The sequence below is a fragment of the Paraburkholderia sp. J12 genome, from assembly GCF_905220215.1.
Taxonomy (GTDB): domain Bacteria; phylum Pseudomonadota; class Gammaproteobacteria; order Burkholderiales; family Burkholderiaceae; genus Paraburkholderia.
Map to the genome: position 1 here is coordinate 157,778 of NZ_CAJMZC010000008.1, position 20,142 is coordinate 177,919.

Sequence of the window (20,142 nt, forward strand, 5' to 3'; positions counted from 1 at the left end):
TAAGGATTACTGACCATGAAGAAAAACCTGCACTATTCGCTGCTGTGCGGCACCGCGCTCTGCATTTCGGCCGCAAACGCGAACGCCCAGTCTTCCATCACCCTGTACGGCGTGCTGGACACGTTCGTCGGCTACCAGTCTGCGCAGGCAGGCGGCAAATCGACCCAGCTCGTCACCCTGGCGAACAACGGCGAAATGACGAGCCGCTGGGGCCTGCGCGGCATCGAGGACATCGGCGGCGGCTACAGCGTGCGCTTCGACCTCGAAAACGGCTTCGATCCGTCGACGGGGGCGCGGCAAAACTCGTTCCGGCTCTTCGACCGCCAGGCGTGGGTCGGCATGGCGGGGCCGTTTGGCGAAGTTCGATTCGGCCGCCAGAACACGCCAATGTTCTACTACGCGATCGAGCTCGATGCGCTCGGCTCGGCAACGTACGGTTCCGGCTACAACGATTTCGCGAACTGGCTCGCACGAGTCGACAACGACATCGCCTGGTTCTCGCCCAAGCTAGCGAATACGCAACTGGAGCTTCACTATTCGGCGGGCGGCGTTCCCGGCTCGCTGGCAGGCAATGCGGTCTATCAGGCGGGTGTGCACAGCCAGCAAGGAGCGCTCTATCTGGCAGGCGCCTATCTCAATGCCGCGAATGCGACCGCCAGCGTGCGCGTGCAAGAAATGATGGCGGGCGCGACCTACGACTACGGGTACGGCAAGCTCTATTTAGCGTGGTTCCGCGCGAACGACGTGATCTCCGCCACCACGGGCAACGCGCTCGCAAATCCGGCCGGTAAATATGACCCTGCTCTCGGTCCGGTCGGCAACGTACCCGGCAACTATCACAGCACCTACAGCATTTCCGCCGACTACCGGCTCGTGCCGCAGGCGACGATCGGGCTCGCCTATGCCTATATCAAGGACGACTCGCCGCTCGACAACAACGCCGAACAGATTGGCGCCATCGCGAGCTACTCGCTCTCGAAGCGCACTCAGGTCTACGGCGTCGTGTCATGGCTGAAAAACTTCGGGACCGCGCAGTTCCGCATGACGGGCGCCAGCATCACGCTGGGTTCGCTGCTCACGCCAGATCCCGGCCACGACGAGACCGGCGTGCAGGTCGGCATCCGTCATCTGTTCTGAGTGCGCTGCCGGCAACCCTGTTCCGGCGCGGCGTGCCAGGACAATGGCGATGCGCGGGCGGGCGAGCGACGGCAAGCGCCGAGGCTCGCCGATCACCCTAAAATCCACGCGCATTCAAATACTTAAGCTACAGCCTGACGAATCGCGACGCGCTCGGGCCGAGCCGGGATTGGCCTACTCGTTTTCTTCGAAGTAATGCCCGAACTTCACCTGTTTCGTGCGGATATAGCGTTCGTTTTCTTCCCGCATCGGAATCGCGAGCGCCACGCGTTCGAGCACCGGAATGCCGTGCTCCGATAGCGTGTCGAACTTCTTCGGATTGTTGCTCATGAGGCGCACCGACGACACCTTCAGCAGCCGCAGGATCGCCGCCGCCGAATCGTATTCGCGTGCGTCGTCGGGCAGGCCGAGGTCGAGGTTCGCTTCCACGGTGTCGCGGCCCTGCTCCTGCAGCGCATACGCGCGGATCTTGTTCGACAGACCGATGCCGCGGCCTTCATGGCCGCGCAGGTACAGCAGCACGCCGCGGCCTTCGGCCGCGATGTAGCGCAGCGCGAGGTCGAGCTGTTCGCCGCAGTCGCAGCGGTAGGAGCCGAGCACGTCGCCGGTCAGGCATTCGGAGTGCAGGCGCGCCAGCACGGGCTCGCCGTTCCCCACGTCGCCCATTACGAGCGCGAGATGTTCCGCGCCGCCGTCTTTCACCCGGTAGACGTAGGACGTGAACGTGCCGTAACGGGTCGGCAGCGAGGCGGTGGCGTCGAGCACGACGCATTCGTTGGGGTGATCGCCGTCCGCGCAGGACGACTCAGGGAGCGTAGGCATGTTGTGAAACAAATGACTGGCAAAAGGAGCACACGGGGAGCACACGGCCAAAAAAGGCACACGGCCGCATTGAGGTATGGAACCGGAGTTTACCGTCATTTCGCCACCCTCGCCGCCCGCGCCACCGGCCAGCACCCTCGCGCATACCCCGACGCCGCAACGCAGGCCCTCAGCCTATACTGGAGGGGCTTTCCGGTGGCACGCAGGGCGCCCAGCGCTCCGTGCTGCGCCGCGCCATGACTGAAGGACGAACTGAAGAAGGAAAGGGAGTCGCCCTATGACGAGCGTTGCACAAGTACTCAAATCGAAGCCGGAACAGGTGGTGCACACGATAGCCGCCTCCGACTCCGTCTATGACGCAATCCGCCTGATGGCAGACAAGCAGATCGGCGCGCTGGTCGTGACCGATGACGGCGCGATCGTCGGCATCGTCACCGAGCGCGACTACGCGCGCAAGATCGTGCTGATGGACCGCTCCTCGAAAACCACGCCGGTGCGCGACATCATGACCCCGCACGTGCGCTTCGTGCAGCTCGAGCAGACCACCTACGACTGCATGGCGCTCATGACCGAGCGGCGCATGCGCCACCTGCCGGTCATGCAGGACGGCAAGCTGATCGGGATGGTGTCGATCGGCGACCTCGTGAAAGAGATCATTGCCGAGCAGCAGTTCACGATCTCCCAGCTCGAGCACTACATCACGGGCGGACCGGGAACCTGAATCTCCGTGCTGGATCTCCACGCGGCGGCGCATGAAAAAAGCCCAATCCAGCCGGGTTGGGCGAAGCCGCCTTTCGGCGGCGGAGGTTCCACGCATGAAACTCGCGTTAGACGACGCGCACACGCGTACAAGGCGCAGGCCTTGGGGCGGGCGCCGTGCCGCCCCGGCCGTAAGGGATTCGACGCGAATCAGCGGCTAACGGGTCAGCCGGAAGCCAGATCGGACGACAGTCAGTTGCCGAAATAGACGGAATCAGCCGGGCGCATCGTCGCGGGCTGGCCGGACTGCATCGTGCCTTGCGTCGCCGTGCCGTAGCCGCTCGTGTCGGCGGCGGGCGCCTGCGCCACGCCTTCCTGTTGCGAGACACGCGCTTCGGCGGCCTGGATGTCTCTCGGATAGGTGGCGTCGTCAGCGGTGGCCGGGTTGTAGCCGGCCTGTTCGAGCTGGACGAGCTCGCCCTTCACCTGGGCGCGGGTCAGGGGAACGTTGCCGCTGGTGTCGGCGGTCTGGGCGAAAGCCAGGGCCGGCGCGGCGGCAAGGGCGGCCACGAATGCGGCCTGAATCAGCGTACGGGACTTCATGATGACTTACCTCCTTCACTTGTTGTCGGCCCGCCTCACGCTTTCGGTGCAGCAAGCGCGCAAGGAGCGAAGCCGGTAATTTCAGTGTATTGAGGCAAGTGACCAGGGCAAATACCTATTTGCCCAAAATACAGTTTCGACAGCGGCAACAATGCACGCGGCGCGCGAGCCGCATTCCGGCCAGCTCAGACTCCGCCGAGAAGCAGCCGGCGCGGTCCGCTGACGTACGGGCTGCCGGCTTCGAAAAAGCGCAGCGGACGCTCGGTCTCGCGCGACAGGCCGATGCGCGTCGTCACGCCGAGAGGCCGCGCCGGTTCGTCCACGCGGCCGATCCAGAGGCCGTGGCCGCTGCACAGGTCCACGCCGTCGAACGCCGCGCCGATGCCGAACGCCTGCGTGAGGCGCCCCGGCCCGCGCGCGAGATCGCGCGGCGGCACGCCGGGCCGGAGCGCCGCCATCTGCGCCAGCCCTTCCAGCGGCTCGACTGCGCGCACCAGCACACCCGCTCCGGTTTGAACCTCCTCGCTCGACATGTTGAGCATGTACGAACTGCCGTAGGTGAGCCGCACATAGGCGTGGCCGCGTTCGAGAAACAACGACTCGTTCCAGGCGCGCCGGCCGATGAACGCGTGACTGGTCGAGTCGCCCACCGGGTAGGCTTCCATTTCCACGATGCGCCCGCTCATACGGCCGGCGGCCAGATCGTGGACCAGGTACTTGCCCACCATGAAGCGCGCAAGCTCGACGGTATCCACGGGCAAGTCCGCGCGCCGCAACGGGATGATGCGCAGCCGCGCCGCGGCCGCCGGGCGCGCGCGTGCCGATGCGGGCGAAGGCGAGGCCGGAGCCGCGCCCTCGCCCGACGACGACCGATCGCTTGCTGCCTTGCTCAAACGCGCCGCCATCGCCCGCGCCCTCAGCGCGACGCCTGCGTCTGCGCGCGCAGCTTCACCACGTCCCGCACGCCCACCGGCCCGGCGTTGTTGTTCCAGCCGGCGCGGATGAAGGTGAGGACATCGGCGATCTGACGATCGCTCAGCACATTGGCGTAGGCCGGCATCGGATACGGCGCCGGAATGCCCTGGATGACGAGGTCGCCCGTGCCGTTCAGCGTGACGTTGATAAGCGACGACGCGTCTTTCTCCAGCACGTTCGGATTGCCGGCGAGCGGGGCGAGCAGGGGGGCGAAGCCGCGTCCGTCGGTGCCGTGGCAATGCATGCAGTACGCGGTATAGACGCGGGCGCCCGCATCGTTGGCCGGGCGCTGGAGCGAGACCTTCGTCGCCCGCGGATCGTACGCGTATGCCGGGCCGCCATTGCCGCCCGCAGCCGGCAGCGACTTCAGATACGCCGTCATCGCGCCGATGTCGGCGTCGTTCATCGCCTGCGTGCTGTTGTTGATCACGCTCGTCATCGCGCCGAACGCCGAAGCGTGCTGGTTCGCCCCCGTCTTCAGGAATTGCGCGAGGTCCGCTTCGCTCCAGCGCCCGAGGCCCGTGTTGTGCTCGCCCGTGAGGTTCGACGCGAACCAGCCGTCGAGCAGCGCACCCGTCAGGTAGTCGCCGCCGCTCTCGTCGAGCGCCTTCTCGTTGAACGCGATGCCGCGCGGCGTATGACACGAGCCGCAGTGGCCGAGGCCCTGCACGATGTAGGCGCCGCGATTCCACGCCACGTCCTTGCCCGCCTTGTCCTGATAGACGCCCTTGTCGAGGAACAGCGCGTTCCAGATCTTGAGCGGCCAGCGCATGTTCATCGGCCACTTGATGTCGGAGTCGCGGTTGGGCTGGTTCACGGGCTGCACGCCGCGCATGAAGTACGCGTAGAGCGCGGCGACGTCCTCGTCGCGCACCTTCGCATACGAGGGGTAAGGCATGGCCGGATACAGGTTGTGGCCGTCCTTCGCCACGCCTTCGCGCAGCGCCCGCGCGAAATCCTCTTGCGTGTAGTTGCCGATGCCGGTGCCGGGGTCGGGCGTGATGTTGGTGGTGTAGATATGGCCGAGCGGCGTGCTCATCGGCAAGCCGCCCGCAAACGGCTTGCCGTGCGGCGCCGTGTGGCAGGCCGCGCAGTCGCCGACCGCCGCCAGGTAAGCGCCGCGCTGGACGGCGTCGGCATCGCTCGCGGCCGGCGTCGCGGCGAAGGCCGCGCGGCCGGGCACGAAGGCGAGCGCCGCGAAGGTTGTGACGGTCGCGAAGGTTGCGAAAGTTGCGAGCGCAAGCGCCGCGCGGGCGCTGCGACGCGGGCGCGACGACTGGAGTGCGTGGTTCGTTTTCATCGTCTCTCGCTCCCTCAGACCGACTGCCCGTTCTGAAGCTGACGCCCGACGGGCAATTGCCGCAGGCGCTTGCCCGTGGCCGCATAGATCGCGTTCGTCACGGCCGGCGCGAGCGCCGCCGTCCCCGGCTCGCCGATGCCGCCCGGCGCCTCCGTGCTCTTCACGATATGCACTTCGATCTGCGGCGACTCGTTGATGCGCAGGATGCGGTAGTCGGTGAAGTTGGTCTGCGTGACGCGTCCGCGGTCGATCGTGACTTCGCTGTAGAGCGCCGCCGTGATGCCGAAGATGATGCCGCCTTCGATCTGCGCCTCGATGGTCTCCGGATTGACGACCATGCCGCAATCGACGGCGCACACCACGCGGGTCACGCGCACCTCGCCGTCGTCGACGGTGACGTCGGCGACCATGCTGAAGAAGCTGCCGAACGCATTCATCACCGAAACGCCGCGCCCCTGCCCCTTCGGCATGGGCGGTCCCCAGTTCGCGGCGCGCGTGGCCACGTCGAGCACGCCCAGCGCGCGCGGCGACTTGCCGAGCAGGTTGCGCCGGTAGGCGACCGGATCGGTCTTCGCAGCAACGGCCAGTTCGTCGATGAAACTCTCCACGACGAAGGTGCTGCGCGTGGGCCCCACGCCGCGCCAGAACGCCGTGGGCACGGCGTGCGGTTCCTGGCGCACGTACTCGATCAACTGGTTCGGCAGGTCGTAAGGCAGATCGGCGGCCACTTCCACGGCGTCGGGATCGACGCCGTGCTGGAACGCCGGGGGCGCGAAGCGCGCGATGACCGACGACCCGGTAATGCGGTGCTGCCAGGCCACGGGCTTGCCGTTCGCGTCGAGCCCCGCCGAAATGCGGTCGTAGTAATACGGCCGGTACATGTCGTGCTGGATGTCTTCCTCGCGCGTGTAGAAAACCTTGACCGGCGTGTTCACCTGCTTGCCGACCTTGAGCGCCAGGGTGATCGCATCCACTTCGAGCCGCCGCCCGAAGCCGCCGCCGAGCAGATGGTTGTGCAGCGTGATCTGCTCGGGCTTGAGGCCCGTGACGGCCACGCCCGCGTCGATGGCGCGCGTGGGCACCTGGGTGCCCACCCAGATATCGCAGCCGTCGGGACGCACGGACACCGTGCAGTTGATGGGCTCCATCGTGGCGTGCGCGAGGAACGGCTGCTGATAGACCGCGTCGACGCGCGTCTTCGCGTTGCCGAAAGCCTGCTGCACGTCGCCGTCCTTGCGCGCGACGGCGCCGTCGCGCTGCGAGGCGCCGGCGAGATCGCCGACGATCTGCTGCATCGACACGCTCCCGCCCGGCCCCTCGTTCCACTGGATCGCGAGCGCCGCCGCGCCGCGCTTCGCGGCCCACGTATGCGCGCCGATCACGGCCACGGCGTTGTCGATCTTGACCACCTGCAAGACGCCCGGAATCTGCTTCGCATGCGTGTCGTCCACGCTCGCGAGCGTGCCGCCGAACACGGGGCAGTTCACGATGGCGGCATAGACCATGTTGGGCAGGCGCACGTCGAGGCCGAACTGCGCCGAGCCGTCCACCTTCTCCGGCGAATCGAGCCGCTTCGTCGGCTTGCCGATCAGCGTGAAGTCTTTCGGATCCTTGAGCGCCACCTTCTGCGGCACCGGCAGCGTTGCGGCGGCGTCCACGAGCTGGCCGTAGGCGATGCGCCGGCCGCTTGCGTCGTGCAGCACTTCGCCGGCCTTCGCGTGGCAGGTGGCGGGATCGACCTGCCACTGTTGCGCCGCGGCCTGGATCAGTACCGTGCGCGCCGTCGCGCCCGCTTCGCGCATCGGCTGCCAGGCGTAGCGGATCGAGGTGGAGCCGCCCGTCAGCTGGCCGCCCAGCAGCGGGTCGGTGAAGCGCTTCGCGTCGGGCGGCGCATGATCGACCGTCACGCTGTCGAGCGGCACTTCGAGTTCTTCGGCGATCAGCATGGGAATCGACGTATAGACCCCCTGCCCCATCTCCACCTTCGGAATGATCAGCGTGACCTTGCCGCTGCGGTCGATCTGGACGAACGCGTTCGGCTCGAACACGCCGTTCTGCGGCGCCTCGTTGCCGTCGCCGCCGACGATGGACTTGCGCGCCTGCCCGCCTTGCGCATCGCCCTGCGCCCCGGCCGAAACGCTGAAGCCGAGCAGCAGGCCGCCGCCCGCCGCCGCGCCGAGCTTCAGGAACGCGCGGCGGGACCAGCCCGCACTGCCGGCACCATTGGCGGCACGAGGCGAACCGGAGGGCGCACCGTTTTGTGCATCGAGGAGACCCTGGGACATGTCAGGCCTCCTTCGCGGCTTGCTTGATGGCCGCGCGAATCCGGTTATAGGTCCCGCAGCGGCAGATATTGCCGGCCATGGCGGCGTCGATGTCGGCATCGCTCGGATTCGGGTTCGATGCGATCAGCGCCGCCGCGGACATCACCTGCCCCGACTGGCAGTACCCGCACTGCACCACGTCCAGTTCGCGCCAGGCCTTCTGCACCTTCTGGCCCGAGGGCGTCGCGGCCACTGCTTCGATGGTCGTGATCTTGCGGCCGGTCACGGCCGCGACGGGCAGCACGCACGAGCGCGTGGCCTCGCCGTCCAGATGCACGGTGCAGGCGCCGCATTGCGCGATGCCGCAACCGAACTTCGTACCGGTCAACCCGACGATGTCGCGCAGCACCCAGAGCAGCGGCATATCGGGTGGGGCATCGACTTCGTGGGTCTCGCCATTGATGGTCAGGGTAGTCATGGGCTCTCCGGGGTGGGGATTTGTCGTTATGGATCGAGCAATCGAAGCCCTGGCGCAGCGGCTGTTCTGCGCGAGACACCAATCGCAGCCCCGCTATCGGGCACTGCCTGCTCGACCTGCCGAGAACCGGATGAGTGTAGCGCCGCGGTAAAACGCGTGCTGAAAGCCGGCCCCCGTGCCGCATGTCGCGCGCGGCGGCGGCCGCATTGCGCTACCATCGTCCGCACACCCTCACGACCCGCCGCGCGCGTGCACCGCGCGGCACCGAAGGAGCCGCAACATGAACGAGCCCCGCGCGAAGCAGTTCCTCAACGAAGTCCGCAAGCCGCTCCTCACGCTGCACAAGGCGATCCTCGACCACGAGCGCGCGGAGTACGAGCGCGAGTTCGGGCCGGTCACGCCCGCCGCCTTCCTGCAGGTGCTGATCAACGGCACGGGCTTTCGCTGGCTCATGCCGCTTTCCACCGTCATCACGAACATCGACGAATCGCTCGACGCGAAGGACGCCACGGACGAAGACCGCATCGGCGCCGCGCAGGCGGTGTGTGCGCTGTTCTCGGGCGAGGAGTCTCCGGAGTTCTTCGAGCGTTATCAGGCGCTGCTTCAGGCGAGCCCGCATGTAGCCCAGTTGCACGGGCAGGTCACGCCGCTCCTGCGCGGCGTGCGGGACGGCTGAGGGGGCGCGGCGTTCAGGCGCCGCGAGTGCGGCGTTTGCGGGCTGGCGTGGAGGCCACGCCGGTCGTCGTCGAGGCGGCCGGCCGTTCCGCCTCGCGCACGGCGGCCAGGCGGCGCCACAGCGTCGTCTTGCTGATGCCGAGCAGTTCGCACACGCGATCGCGATCGCCGCCGCATGCTTCGAGCGCGGCGCGAATCTCCTCCGCCTCGGCGCTCAGGCTGCGCTCGCGCAGCGTCATCGGGGCCTTTGCTAACGCCACCGCCGCCTCCATCGGCCCGGCCCCGGCGCCCTCGGGCGAATCGAACACCTCCGGCGCGATGGCCCGCAGCACGTCCACGGGAATCGCTTCGACGTCGGTATCGGCAAGCTCCACCACGATCCGCTCCACCACGTTCTGCAGTTCGCGCACGTTGCCCGGCCAGTCGTGCCGCGCGAGTGCCGCTTCGATGGGCGCGAGCGTCTGCGCCGCCGCTTCCGCCGTGCGCACGCGCAACGCCACGCGCGGCTCGCGCCGCGCCGCCTGCAGCAGCAGTTCGGCGGCGAGCGGCACGACGTCCGCCGCGCGCTCGCGCAGCGGCGGGATCGCGAGATTGAGAATGTTCAGCCGATAGTAAAGATCGGCGCGAAACTCGCCCGCTTCGATCTGTCCGGCAAGCGAGCGGTGCGTGGCCGCCACCACGCGCACGTCCACGCGCGTGGGCTCCGTGGCGCCGAGACGCACCACCTCGCGCTCCTGCAGCACGCGCAGCAGGCGGCTTTGCAGCGGCAGCGGCATCTCGCCGATCTCGTCGAGAAAAAGCGTGCCGCGATGCGCCGCTTCGATCAGGCCGACCTTGCCGCCGCGCCGCGCCCCCGTGAACGCACCCTCCTCGTAGCCGAACAGTTCGCTCTCCAGCAGCGCCTCGGGAAACGCGCCGCAATTGATGGCGACGAACGGAAAATCGCGCCGCGCGCTCTCGCGATGGATGCCCTGCGCGACCATCTCCTTGCCGGTGCCGCTCTCGCCGCGAATCAGCACCGTGGCATCCGACTTCGCATAGCGCTTCGCAAGCTGGCGCACGCGCGCGATGCCGGGCGTCGCGCCGCTCAGGTCGTCCAGCCGGTAGCGCGCGACGAACTGCCGGGTGCGCTGGCGCGTGCGCAGGGTGCGATCGAGCCGCTCCACGGCGCGCGACTCCTGAAACGTGAGGACGGCCCCCGTCGTCACGCCGTTATCGACGAGCGGCCCGCGATGCACGACATAGCTCACGCCGCGCACGGTTTCGAGCGATTCGCCGTCGGTCTCGGGCAGCGTAAAGGCGATATCGGGCGCGAGTTCGGCGAGCGGCTGCCCCGCGGCGAGCACCGGATCGATATCGAGCACGGCCGCCAGCCGCTGGTTGATCGCCTCCACGCGCCCTTCGCCGTCGAGCGCCACCACGCCGTCGCGCAGGTGCTGCAACACGCTGTCCAGCCGCTGGCGCCGCTGCGTTTCGCGCCAGGTGGCCTGCGCGACTTCGAGCGCGTTATCGAACGCCGAACGCACCGAGGAATGCGAATAGACGAAAAACGGCACGAGCCCGAGGCGCGCGGCCAGATCGTTGACGAGCCCCGGCCCCACGACGGCCCCCACGCCGCGATCGCGCAGATCGAGCACGCAGGCTTCCGCGTCCTGCACGCTGCGGTACGACGCGAACACCACGTCGATCCCCCAGGCGCTCGCGAAGCGGCGCACTTCGGCGGGCGTCTCGCCATAGGTGACGAGCGCGACGTGTTCGGCCTCGCGCCGCGCGCGGGCGAGCGCCTGCATCACGTCGAAACCGGTGGGCTGCAGCAGCACGACGGGCACGTCCACGCGCGCCTTCAGATAGCCGCCGTTCGAGCCCGCCGCCACTACCACGTCGGGCCGCTGGTTCGGCCCCGCCGCGGCGATCTCGGCGATGGCTTCCTCGAAGCCGCGCGCGACCACACGCAGGTCGGCGAGATCGTCGTATTCGCGGGCAATGTCGCGGAACAGGTCGCGCAGGCGGCTGATGCCCATCGCCCACACGCGCGGGCGGAATCCGGAGGGAGCGGGAAAGCGGTTCATGGCGTCGGTCATGCCTGCGGCGAAGCTGAAACCGCATTATCGCCCGCGGATTTCAAATTTGAAATTCCAGTTTCACAATCGCAATGTCAGCGGCGCGGCGCGCTTCGCCAATCTGGCGGAAAATCAAGGCGTTAGTCGCGCCGCCCCGTCCTGGCACGGTATCTGCACTATCGAGGCGCGCTTTCACCGGAGACATCCAGCATGCCCCCCAGAACCCCCACGAGCGCCGGCGCGACATTCCGCGCGGCCGTTGCCGCAGAACAGCCGCTTCAGGTTGTCGGCGCCATCACCGCCTATGCGGCCAGACTGGCCGAGGCCACCGGCTTCAAGGCCGTCTATCTCTCCGGCGGCGGCGTGGCCGCCAATTCGCTCGGCGTGCCCGACCTCGGCATCAGCACGATGGACGACGTGCTCATCGACGCGCGCCGCATCACCGACGCCGTCGACATTCCCCTGATGGTCGATATCGATACCGGCTGGGGCGGCGCCTTCAACATCGCGCGCACGATCCGCTCGTTCATCAAGGCGGGCGTGGCGGCCGTGCACATGGAAGACCAGGTGGGCCAGAAACGCTGCGGCCATCGCCCGAACAAGGAAGTGGCGCCGACCGGGGAAATGGTGGACCGCGTGAAGGCCGCCGTGGACGCGCGCACCGACGACCAGTTCGTCATCATGGCGCGCACCGACGCGGCCGCGGTGGAAGGCATCGACGCAGCCATCGAGCGCGCGGTGGCCTACGTGGAAGCCGGCGCGGACATGATCTTCCCGGAAGCGATGAATACGCTCGACGACTACCGCCGCTTCAAGGCCGCGGTGAAGGTGCCGATTCTCGCGAACCTGACCGAGTTCGGCTCCACGCCGTTCTTCACCACCGAAGAACTGAGGAGCGCGAACGTGGACATCGCGCTCTACTGCTGCGGTGCGTATCGCGCGATGAACGCGGCGGCGCTGAACTTCTACGAAACCGTGAAGCGCGACGGCACGCAAAAAGCCGCCGTAGCGACCATGCAAACGCGCGAGGACCTCTACCGGTACCTCGGCTATCACGCCTACGAGCAGAAGCTCGACGAGCTGTTCGCAGCGAAGAAGTAACGGCATAACGGGTTTCTTTGCCCCTCCCCCATTCGAGACATCATTCAGAGGAAGACACCATGAGCGAAGCAGATACGAAGGCCCAGGGCGCAGGCGGTTTCAAGCCGAAGAAGTCGGTCGCGCTGTCGGGCGTGGCGGCGGGCAACACAGCGCTGTGCACCGTGGGCCGCACGGGCAACGACCTGCACTACCGCGGCTACGACATTCTCGACCTCGCCACCGCGTGCGAATTCGAAGAAGTCGCCCACCTGCTCGTGCACGGCAAGCTGCCGAACACGGCCGAACTGGCGGCCTACAAGGCGAAGCTCAAGGCCATGCGCGGCCTGCCCGCGAACGTGAAGGCCGCGCTGGAGTGGGTGCCCGCCTCGGCGCACCCGATGGACGTGATGCGCACCGGCGTTTCGGTGCTCGGCACGGTGCTGCCGGAAAAGGACGACCACAACCTGCCCGGCGCGCGCGACATCGCCGACCGCCTGATGGCCTCGCTCGGCTCGATGCTGCTGTACTGGTACCACTATTCGCACAACGGCCGCCGCATCGAAGTGGAAACCGACGACGACTCGATCGGCGGCCACTTCCTGCATCTGCTGCATGGCCGCGAGCCGTCGAAGTCGTGGGTCGATGCGATGCACGTCTCGCTCAACCTGTACGCCGAGCACGAGTTCAACGCCTCGACCTTCACGGGCCGCGTGATCGCCGGCACGGGCTCCGACATGTACTCGGCCATCACCGGCGCGATCGGCGCGCTGCGCGGACCGAAGCACGGCGGCGCGAACGAAGTGGCGTTCGAAGTGCAGTCGCGCTACGAGAACCCGGACGACGCGGAAGCCGACATCCGCCGCCGCGTAGAAGCGAAGGAAGTCGTGATCGGCTTCGGCCACCCGGTCTACACGATCTCGGACCCGCGCAACAAGGTCATCAAGGAAGTCGCGCGCAAGCTCTCGAAAGAGCAGTCGAACCTGAAGCTCTTCGACATCGCCGAGCGCCTCGAAACGGTGATGTGGGACATCAAGAAGATGTTCCCGAACCTCGACTGGTTCAGCGCGGTGTCCTATCACATGATGGGCGTGCCGACCGCGATGTTCACGCCGGTGTTCGTGATCGCGCGCACGGCGGGCTGGAGCGCGCACATCATCGAGCAGCGCATCGACAACAAGATCATTCGCCCGAGCGCCAACTACACGGGCCCGGAGAATCTGAAGTTCGTGCCGATCGGCAAGCGCTGATTGCCAGGCGCGTTGAATCCCGGTTGACGACAGGTTGCACCTGTCCGTGCCGGGCGGCAAGCTGGCCGTTCGGCCAGGTGGGAGGGGGCGATAAAGCGGCGTACAGCGGCGTACAGTGGCGCCGTGGCCTCCCCCATCGTTGCGTCCCATTTCTATTCCATTGGTCCCCAAGCCGTGAATACCGCCTACCGCAAACCTCTCCCGGGCACCCGGCTCGACTACTTCGACGCGCGCGAAGCCGTCGAAGCCATCCAGCCCGGCGCCTACGACACGCTGCCGTACACCTCGCGCGTGCTCGCCGAAAACCTCGTGCGCCGCTGCGACCCGGCCACGCTCGCCGCCTCGCTCGCGCAGCTCGTCGAGCGCAAGCGCGATCTCGACTTTCCGTGGTATCCGGCGCGCGTGGTCTGCCACGACATCCTGGGCCAGACCGCGCTCGTCGATCTGGCGGGCCTGCGCGACGCCATCGCGGACCAGGGCGGCGACCCGGCGAAAGTGAACCCGGTCGTGCCGGTGCAACTGATCGTCGACCACTCGCTGGCCGTGGAGTGCGGCGGCTTCGACCCGGACGCGTTCGCGAAGAACCGCGCGATCGAAGACCGTCGGAACGTTGACCGCTTCGACTTCATCAACTGGACGAAGAAGGCCTTCAAGAACGTCGACGTGATTCCGCCCGGCAACGGCATCATGCACCAGATCAATCTGGAGAAAATGTCGCCCGTGATCGGCGTGACCGACGGCGTGGCCTACCCCGACACCTGCGTCGGCACCGACAGCCACACGCCGCACGTGGACGCGCTGGGCGTGATCGCCATCGGCGTGGGCGGCCTCGAAGCGGAAAACGTCATGCTCGGCCGCGCCTCGTGGATGCGCCTGCCCGATATCGTCGGCGTGGAGCTCACGGGCAAGCGCCAGCCCGGCATCACCGCCACCGACATCGTGCTGGCCCTCACCGAATTCCTGCGCAAGGAGAAGGTGGTGGGCGCTTACCTGGAGTTCCGCGGCGCCGGCGCATCGAGCCTCACGCTCGGCGACCGCGCCACGATCTCGAACATGGCGCCCGAGTACGGCGCCACGGCGGCCATGTTCTTCATCGACAACCACACGCTCGACTATCTGCGCCTCACGGGCCGCGACGAAGAGCAGGTGAAACTGGTTCAGACCTACGCGAAAACGGCGGGCCTCTGGGCCGATACGCTCGCGCACGCGCAATACGAGCGCACGCTCACTTTCGATCTTTCGACGGTGGTGCGCAACATGGCCGGCCCGTCGAACCCGCACAAGCGCCTGCCTACCTCCGACCTCGCGGAACGCGGCATCGCAGGCAAGTGGGAAGACGTGCCGGGCCAGATGCCCGACGGCGCGGTGATCATCGCGGCAATCACGAGTTGCACGAACACCAGCAACCCGCGCAACGTGATCGCAGCCGCGCTGCTCGCGCGCAACGCGAACGCGCGCGGCCTCGCGCGCAAGCCCTGGGTGAAGAGCTCGCTCGCGCCGGGATCGAAGGCGGTGGAACTCTATCTGGAAGAAGCGAAGCTGCTGCCGGATCTGGAAAAGCTCGGCTTTGGCATCGTCGCGTTTGCGTGCACCACGTGCAACGGCATGTCGGGTGCGCTCGACCCGAAGATCCAGCAGGAGATCATCGACCGCGACCTGTACGCCACCGCCGTGCTCTCGGGCAACCGCAACTTCGACGGCCGCATCCACCCGTATGCGCAGCAGGCTTTCCTCGCCTCGCCGCCGCTCGTGGTGGCCTATGCGATTGCCGGCACGATCCGCTTCGACATCGAAAAAGACGCGCTCGGCACCGACCAGGACGGCAAGCCGGTATACCTCAAGGACCTGTGGCCGAGCGACGAAGAGATCGATGCCATCGTCGCGCAAAGCGTGAAGCCCGCGCAGTTCCGCAAGGTCTACGAGCCGATGTTCGCGGCCACCGCCGTCACCGGCGAGACCACGGACCCGCTCTACGACTGGCGCGCCCCGAGCACCTATATTCGCCGGCCGCCTTACTGGGAAGGTGCGCTCGCCGGCGAGCGCACGCTGCGCGGCCTGCGCCCGCTCGCGGTGCTCGGCGACAACATCACGACCGACCACCTCTCGCCTTCGAACGCAATCCTGCCTGACAGCGCGGCCGGCGAATACCTCGCGAAAATGGGCCTGCCCGAAGAGGACTTCAATTCGTACGCCACGCACCGCGGCGACCACCTCACGGCGCAGCGCGCCACGTTCGCGAACCCCACGCTCGTCAACGAGATGGCCGTGGTGGACGGCGCCGTGAAGAAGGGATCGCTCGCGCGCATCGAGCCGGAAGGCAAGGTCACGCGCATGTGGGAAGCCATCGAAACCTACATGGAACGCAAGCAGCCGCTCATCATCGTCGCGGGTGCGGACTACGGCCAGGGGTCGTCGCGCGACTGGGCGGCCAAGGGCGTGCGGCTCGCGGGCGTGGAAGCGATCGTGGCCGAAGGCTTCGAGCGCATTCACCGCACGAACCTGATCGGCATGGGCGTGCTGCCGCTGGAGTTCAAGCCCGGCACGAACCGCAAGACGCTCGGCATCGACGGCACCGAGACCTACGACGTGATCGGCGAGCGCACGCCGCGCGCCGACCTCACGCTCGTGATCGAGCGCCGCAACGGCGAACGCGTGGAAGTGCCGGTGACCTGCCGGCTCGACACCGCGGAGGAAGTCTCGATCTACGAAGCGGGCGGCGTGCTGCAACGCTTCGCGCAGGACTTCCTCGAATCGTCGAAGGCAGCGGCCTAGTCGCCGCCAATTGAGCGCTTGAAGGCGCGTTAGCGCGAAGTCAATGAACGGGCGGTACGCTGCGCGTCACATGCGTACCGCCCTGTCGTTCGAGGACCCAACATCCATGGCACACGTACCCCAGATCAAGATTCCCGCCACCTACATGCGCGGGGGCACCAGCAAAGGCGTGTTCTTTCGCCTGCAAGACCTGCCCGAAGCGGCGCAGCAACCGGGCGAGGCGCGCGACAAGCTGCTCCTGCGCGTGATCGGCAGCCCCGACCCCTACGGCAAGCAGATCGACGGCATGGGCGGCGCGACCTCCAGCACGAGCAAGACCGTGATCGTGGCGAAGAGCAGCCGGCCCGACCACGACGTCGATTACCTGTTCGGCCAGGTCGCCATCGACAAAGCCTTCGTGGACTGGAGCGGCAACTGCGGCAATCTCTCCGCCGCCGTGGGGCCGTTCGCGATCGGCGGCGGGCTGATCGAGCGCAGCCGCATTCCCGAAAACGGCGTGGCGACCGTGCGCATCTGGCAGGCCAACATCGGCAAGACCATCGTGGCGCACGTGCCCATCACGAACGGCGCAGTGCAGGAAACCGGCGACTTCGAGCTGGACGGCGTGACCTTCCCCGCCGCCGAAGTGCAACTGGAATTTCTCGACCCCGCCGCCGAAGAAGAGGGTGCGGGCGGCGCGATGTTCCCCACGGGCAAGCTCGTGGACGACCTCGAAGTGCCGGGCGTGGGCACGCTCGAGGCCACGATGATCAACGCGGGCATCCCGACGATCTTCGTGAACGCCGAAGCCATCGGCTACACCGGCACCGAGCTGCAGGACGCCATCAACGGCGACGCCGACGCGCTCAAGAAGTTCGAGACGATCCGCGCTTACGGCGCGCTGCGCATGGGCCTCATCAAGAGCCTCGACGAGATCGCCACGCGTCAGCACACGCCCAAGATCGCCTTCGTCGCGAAGCCGCGGGCCTATACGGCTTCGAGCGGCAAACCCGTGGGCGCGGAAGACGTGGATCTGCTCGTGCGGGCGATGTCGATGGGCAAGCTGCACCACGCGATGATGGGCACGGCGGCCGTGGCGATCGGCACGGCAGCGGCCATCCCCGGCACGCTCGTGAATCTCGCGGCAGGCGGCGGCGAGCGCAACGCGGTGCGCTTCGGCCACCCCTCGGGCACGCTGCGCGTGGGCGCCGAAGCCAGCGAGGAAAACGGCGAATGGATCGTCAAGAAAGCGATCATGAGCCGCAGCGCGCGCGTGTTGATGGAAGGCTGGGTGCGGGTGCCGGGCGACGCGTTCTGACGCCCTCGTCGTTCGTATCCGGGCGGGAACGCAAGCAGGCGGGCGAACCACCGCCGGCCTGCCCCCGTCACCGCCCGGCTACGGAGATCCTCAACTCTGCGGCGGCAAATACGGCATCGGATCGACCGGCTTGCCGTCGCGGCGCACTTCGAACAGCACGGCCACCCGGTCGTTGTTCTCGCTGCCCATCTCCGCGATCTGCTGGCCCTGGTGAACCGTATCGCCGGTCTTCACCAGCAAGCGCCGGTTGTGCGAGTATGCGGTCAGAAAGTCCTTGTTGTGCTGGACGATGATGAGGCTGCCGTATTCGTTCAGACCGGTGCCGGCGTACATGACCTTGCCGTCGGCGGCGGCACGTACCGGGTCGCCCGCCTTGCCGGCGATCTCGATGCCGCGCGTCTCGCCCGCCTGGAATCCTTCGACCACCTGACCCTGCGCGGGCCACGCGAGCGTGACGCTTTGAGCATGCCGCGCCACTTCGGCGGACACGGCACGGTTCCCGGACGAATTCGCGGCACCCGCTTCGCCGGCCTGCGCGGATCCCGGCGCTGCCGCCTGCACGGTAATGGTCTGCTTCGAGACGATCTTGAGCGACTGACCGGTACGCACCCGGCCATGCTTGATGTGGTTCCAGGCTTCCAGGTCCTTCACGCTGACGCTGTGCGCCTGCGCGATGCGCTGCAGCGAATCGCCGCGCCGCACGCGCACCCAGGTCGTTTTCGTCACCACCTGGGTGGTGGGTGCCTGACTGGCTGGCTGCGCGGCCGCCTGGGCCGCGGCGGAAGCCGCATCGCCACCCGAAGCCGGATTGGCCGACGCCGACGGTTCCGGCTGCGGTTGCGGCGGCTGTTGCTGCTGATTGGGATTGGCACAACCGGCCACCAGGGCCGCGCTACAGACGATACCGACGATACCCATGCCGGCCCAAAGCGTCTTCAGGGCGCCGGCACGCCGGCCGCTTCGATCGCTGAACATCTTCACCTCCTTTCAATCGCGGCGGACGGCACCCGATGCACAGGTGCGCGCGGCGCGGTATGCGGCGTCTGGCGCGCTCCCTGCGTCGCGTTGACCCGGCGCTCATGGCCGCCCGGTCCGCTTCGATTTACATCCGATCAGCCCTCTTCTTCGAAGAAATGGCTTCTATTTCACGACATCGCCCGCCTCTGGCGGACGACCACAATCTCAAAATTGACGTGGCATTGTAAAACGCATTTCACACACATCCGGGCGCGACTCACACTCTGATACAACTGTTAAATCGTGGAATTCAGAAGCGAGTCCGGCCCCGAAAGGCGATGCCGCCCCATGCCAGCCACAATCCCTTATCGGCAGCGGGACGGGAAAACTTGAACGGTCGCGCATCCGCAATGAAAGCAATTTGAAATTAATGTAGTATTGCGCGAGATCAAACCGGGGCGGGTTAACCCGCTATCTCGCCGGGAACCCGGCGCCACACCGCAGGTCACTCCTGTTCCGCCCACGACGGACCGTTTCCGCCGTTCGCGCCCGCCGGCTGCCCCCGTTGTCACCGTTGTCACCGTGTCGTACAGCGCCGCGCCGCGGTTCATGCCGGTACCAGCCCAGGCCGGCCTCATCGCCCGATCCATGCCACAGTCATCCAACCGTCTCGTCGAACTCGATTTTTTTCGCGGTCTCGTCCTGCTCATCATCGTCGTCGATCACATTGGCGGCAGCATCGTGTCGCGCATCACCCTGCACGCCTACGCGCTGTGCGACGCGGCCGAGGTCTTCGTCTTTCTCGGCGGCTACGCCACGGCCACCGCCTGGGCAGCGCTATGCGCGCGCCGCACTGAAGCCGCCGCGCGCCAGCGTTTCATCCGTCGGGCGTTCGAGATCTATCGCGCCTTTGTGGTCACGGCGCTCCTGATGCTGCTGGTCTCGGCCATCCTGCTCGCCTGCGACGTCGACGCGCCGAATCTCGCCGTCACCGACCTCGACGACCTCACGCTCGCCCCCGCCGCCGCTCTGCGCGACATCGTGCTGCTGCGCCGCCAGCCCTACCTGGCCGGCGTGCTGCCCATGTACGCGTGCTTCGCGCTCGCCGCGCCGCTGGCGCTGCCGCTCGCGCGCTCGAAGCCGTGGCGGCTGCTCGCGGGCAGCGTCGCGCTGTGGGCGCTCGCGCCCCTCGTCACCCCGCATCTGCCTCACGCGCCCGACATGCAATGGGACTTCAACCCGCTCGCCTGGCAGTTGCTGTTCGTCCTCGGCGTGATCGCCCAGGCACAGCCCGTCTTCCAGCGCACGCGCGCGCACCGGCTGGGCTGGATCGTCACGCTCGCGGCGCTCGGCATCGTCGCGGCGGCCGCCGCGTATCGCCTGCACCTCGGCAACGTCGCACTCGATGCCGACTTCAAGCGCAATCTCGCCTGGTTCCGCGTGCTCAACTTCCTCGGCATCGCGTGGCTCACGGCACACGTGATCCGGCTCGGCTGGGCGAAGCGGATCGCGCGGGCGCTGCCGTGGATCGGCCTCGTCGGCCGCAAGGGGCTCGTCTCGTTCGTCGCGGGCGCGGTGATCTCGCTCGTCGTCGACTCGGTGCTCTACTGGTACACCGACGGCTACCTGAACGTGCCGTTCGGCCTCGCCGCCGACGCCATCGCGCTCGGCGCGCTCTTCGTCGTTGCGCGCGCATCCGATCCGCTCAGGCGCCTCCTGCCCGCACGGGTCAAGGCCTCGTCCGCCTGAAATGCGCTGGCCGGCCGCCTCGCGCGA

General features: G+C 67.4%; 17 protein-coding genes. 8 read left to right on the top strand and 9 right to left on the bottom strand.

Going from position 1 to position 20,142, the window contains the following annotated elements; genetic code table 11:
• Nucleotides 1–15 precede the first annotated feature (15 nt).
• Nucleotides 16–1,137, top strand: a complete 1,122-nt coding sequence (locus U5760_RS18565; RefSeq protein WP_322013747.1) for a porin — start codon at nt 16–18, stop codon at nt 1,135–1,137.
• A gap of 174 nt (nt 1,138–1,311) precedes the next feature.
• Here U5760_RS18565 and ribA read toward each other — a convergent pair whose 3' ends face one another.
• The gene (gene ribA / locus U5760_RS18570; protein ID WP_322013748.1) at nt 1,312–1,959 is read right to left on the bottom strand and encodes a GTP cyclohydrolase II; all 648 of its coding nucleotides are present in this window, start codon (nt 1,957–1,959) and stop codon (nt 1,312–1,314) included.
• 277 nt (nt 1,960–2,236) lie between these two features.
• Between ribA and U5760_RS18575 the strand changes: the two genes are divergently transcribed.
• Entirely contained in the window at nt 2,237–2,680 is a 444-nt protein-coding gene (locus U5760_RS18575; protein WP_322013749.1) for a CBS domain-containing protein, read from the top strand.
• A gap of 230 nt (nt 2,681–2,910) precedes the next feature.
• Here U5760_RS18575 and U5760_RS18580 read toward each other — a convergent pair whose 3' ends face one another.
• From U5760_RS18580 to U5760_RS18600, 5 genes are all read right to left on the bottom strand, one after another.
• Nucleotides 2,911–3,261, bottom strand: coding sequence for a DUF4148 domain-containing protein (locus U5760_RS18580; RefSeq protein ID WP_322013750.1), 351 nt, complete (start codon nt 3,259–3,261; stop codon nt 2,911–2,913).
• 185 nt (nt 3,262–3,446) lie between these two features.
• Nucleotides 3,447–4,052, bottom strand: coding sequence for a DNA-3-methyladenine glycosylase (locus tag U5760_RS18585; RefSeq protein WP_322013887.1), 606 nt, complete (start codon nt 4,050–4,052; stop codon nt 3,447–3,449).
• 125 nt (nt 4,053–4,177) lie between these two features.
• Nucleotides 4,178–5,536: a cytochrome c gene (locus U5760_RS18590; protein WP_322013751.1), complete on the bottom strand. Its 1,359-nt coding sequence runs from the start codon at nt 5,534–5,536 to the stop codon at nt 4,178–4,180.
• A 14-nt stretch (nt 5,537–5,550) separates the two neighbouring features.
• Nucleotides 5,551–7,821, bottom strand: coding sequence for a xanthine dehydrogenase family protein molybdopterin-binding subunit (locus U5760_RS18595; RefSeq protein ID WP_322013752.1), 2,271 nt, complete (start codon nt 7,819–7,821; stop codon nt 5,551–5,553).
• A 1-nt stretch (nt 7,822) separates the two neighbouring features.
• On the bottom strand, nt 7,823–8,278 hold the full coding sequence (locus U5760_RS18600) for a (2Fe-2S)-binding protein (RefSeq protein ID WP_322013753.1): 456 nt from the start codon (nt 8,276–8,278) through the stop codon (nt 7,823–7,825).
• 280 nt (nt 8,279–8,558) lie between these two features.
• Here U5760_RS18600 and U5760_RS18605 point away from each other — a divergent pair, with 280 nt between their 5' ends.
• Nucleotides 8,559–8,954 (top strand): hypothetical protein, encoded by a 396-nt coding sequence (locus U5760_RS18605; RefSeq protein ID WP_322013754.1) that lies wholly within the window; start codon nt 8,559–8,561, stop codon nt 8,952–8,954.
• 13 nt (nt 8,955–8,967) lie between these two features.
• Here U5760_RS18605 and prpR read toward each other — a convergent pair whose 3' ends face one another.
• Nucleotides 8,968–11,022 carry a propionate catabolism operon regulatory protein PrpR gene (gene prpR / locus U5760_RS18610; RefSeq protein ID WP_322013755.1) on the bottom strand — a complete coding sequence of 685 codons (2,055 nt, stop codon included), beginning with the start codon at nt 11,020–11,022 and terminating at the stop codon, nt 8,968–8,970.
• A gap of 52 nt (nt 11,023–11,074) precedes the next feature.
• The gene (locus U5760_RS18615; protein ID WP_322013756.1) at nt 11,075–11,209 is read right to left on the bottom strand and encodes a hypothetical protein; all 135 of its coding nucleotides are present in this window, start codon (nt 11,207–11,209) and stop codon (nt 11,075–11,077) included.
• Between the two features lie 14 nt (nt 11,210–11,223).
• Between U5760_RS18615 and prpB the strand changes: the two genes are divergently transcribed.
• From prpB to prpF, 4 genes are all read left to right on the top strand, one after another.
• Nucleotides 11,224–12,114, top strand: coding sequence for a methylisocitrate lyase (gene prpB, locus U5760_RS18620; RefSeq protein WP_322013757.1), 891 nt, complete (start codon nt 11,224–11,226; stop codon nt 12,112–12,114).
• A 59-nt stretch (nt 12,115–12,173) separates the two neighbouring features.
• The gene (gene prpC, locus U5760_RS18625; RefSeq protein WP_028224053.1) at nt 12,174–13,340 is read left to right on the top strand and encodes a 2-methylcitrate synthase; all 1,167 of its coding nucleotides are present in this window, start codon (nt 12,174–12,176) and stop codon (nt 13,338–13,340) included.
• Nucleotides 13,341–13,514: 174 nt separating this feature from the next.
• Nucleotides 13,515–16,112, top strand: coding sequence for a Fe/S-dependent 2-methylisocitrate dehydratase AcnD (gene acnD, locus U5760_RS18630; RefSeq protein WP_322013758.1), 2,598 nt, complete (start codon nt 13,515–13,517; stop codon nt 16,110–16,112).
• Nucleotides 16,113–16,218: 106 nt separating this feature from the next.
• A complete protein-coding gene (prpF, locus tag U5760_RS18635) occupies nt 16,219–17,409 on the top strand; it encodes a 2-methylaconitate cis-trans isomerase PrpF (RefSeq protein WP_322013759.1) in 1,191 nt (396 codons plus the stop codon).
• Nucleotides 17,410–17,499: 90 nt separating this feature from the next.
• On the opposite strand, the gene U5760_RS18640 is transcribed toward prpF, so the two are convergent.
• Complete coding sequence (locus U5760_RS18640; protein ID WP_322013760.1) at nt 17,500–18,384, bottom strand: peptidoglycan DD-metalloendopeptidase family protein; 885 nt, start codon at nt 18,382–18,384, stop codon at nt 17,500–17,502.
• 630 nt (nt 18,385–19,014) lie between these two features.
• Here U5760_RS18640 and U5760_RS18645 point away from each other — a divergent pair.
• Complete coding sequence (locus U5760_RS18645) at nt 19,015–20,115, top strand: OpgC domain-containing protein (RefSeq protein WP_322013761.1); 1,101 nt, start codon at nt 19,015–19,017, stop codon at nt 20,113–20,115.
• Nucleotides 20,116–20,142: the final 27 nt, after the last annotated feature.

Bases quoted from the DNA above. Each gene is read 5' to 3' on its own strand.
- prpB (WP_322013757.1), top strand. From the start codon at position 11,224: ATGCCCCCCAGAACCCCCACGAGCGCCGGCGCGACATTCCGCGCGGCC.
- prpR (WP_322013755.1), bottom strand. From the start codon at position 11,022: ATGAACCGCTTTCCCGCTCCCTCCGGATTCCGCCCGCGCGTGTGGGCG.
- U5760_RS18605 (WP_322013754.1), top strand. From the start codon at position 8,559: ATGAACGAGCCCCGCGCGAAGCAGTTCCTCAACGAAGTCCGCAAGCCG.
- U5760_RS18645 (WP_322013761.1), top strand. From the start codon at position 19,015: ATGCCACAGTCATCCAACCGTCTCGTCGAACTCGATTTTTTTCGCGGT.
- prpF (WP_322013759.1), top strand. From the start codon at position 16,219: ATGGCACACGTACCCCAGATCAAGATTCCCGCCACCTACATGCGCGGG.
- U5760_RS18590 (WP_322013751.1), bottom strand. From the start codon at position 5,536: ATGAAAACGAACCACGCACTCCAGTCGTCGCGCCCGCGTCGCAGCGCC.
- U5760_RS18600 (WP_322013753.1), bottom strand. From the start codon at position 8,278: ATGACTACCCTGACCATCAATGGCGAGACCCACGAAGTCGATGCCCCA.
- prpC (WP_028224053.1), top strand. From the start codon at position 12,174: ATGAGCGAAGCAGATACGAAGGCCCAGGGCGCAGGCGGTTTCAAGCCG.
- U5760_RS18575 (WP_322013749.1), top strand. From the start codon at position 2,237: ATGACGAGCGTTGCACAAGTACTCAAATCGAAGCCGGAACAGGTGGTG.
- U5760_RS18565 (WP_322013747.1), top strand. From the start codon at position 16: ATGAAGAAAAACCTGCACTATTCGCTGCTGTGCGGCACCGCGCTCTGC.
- U5760_RS18640 (WP_322013760.1), bottom strand. From the start codon at position 18,384: ATGTTCAGCGATCGAAGCGGCCGGCGTGCCGGCGCCCTGAAGACGCTT.
- ribA (WP_322013748.1), bottom strand. From the start codon at position 1,959: ATGCCTACGCTCCCTGAGTCGTCCTGCGCGGACGGCGATCACCCCAAC.
- U5760_RS18580 (WP_322013750.1), bottom strand. From the start codon at position 3,261: ATGAAGTCCCGTACGCTGATTCAGGCCGCATTCGTGGCCGCCCTTGCC.
- U5760_RS18595 (WP_322013752.1), bottom strand. From the start codon at position 7,821: ATGTCCCAGGGTCTCCTCGATGCACAAAACGGTGCGCCCTCCGGTTCG.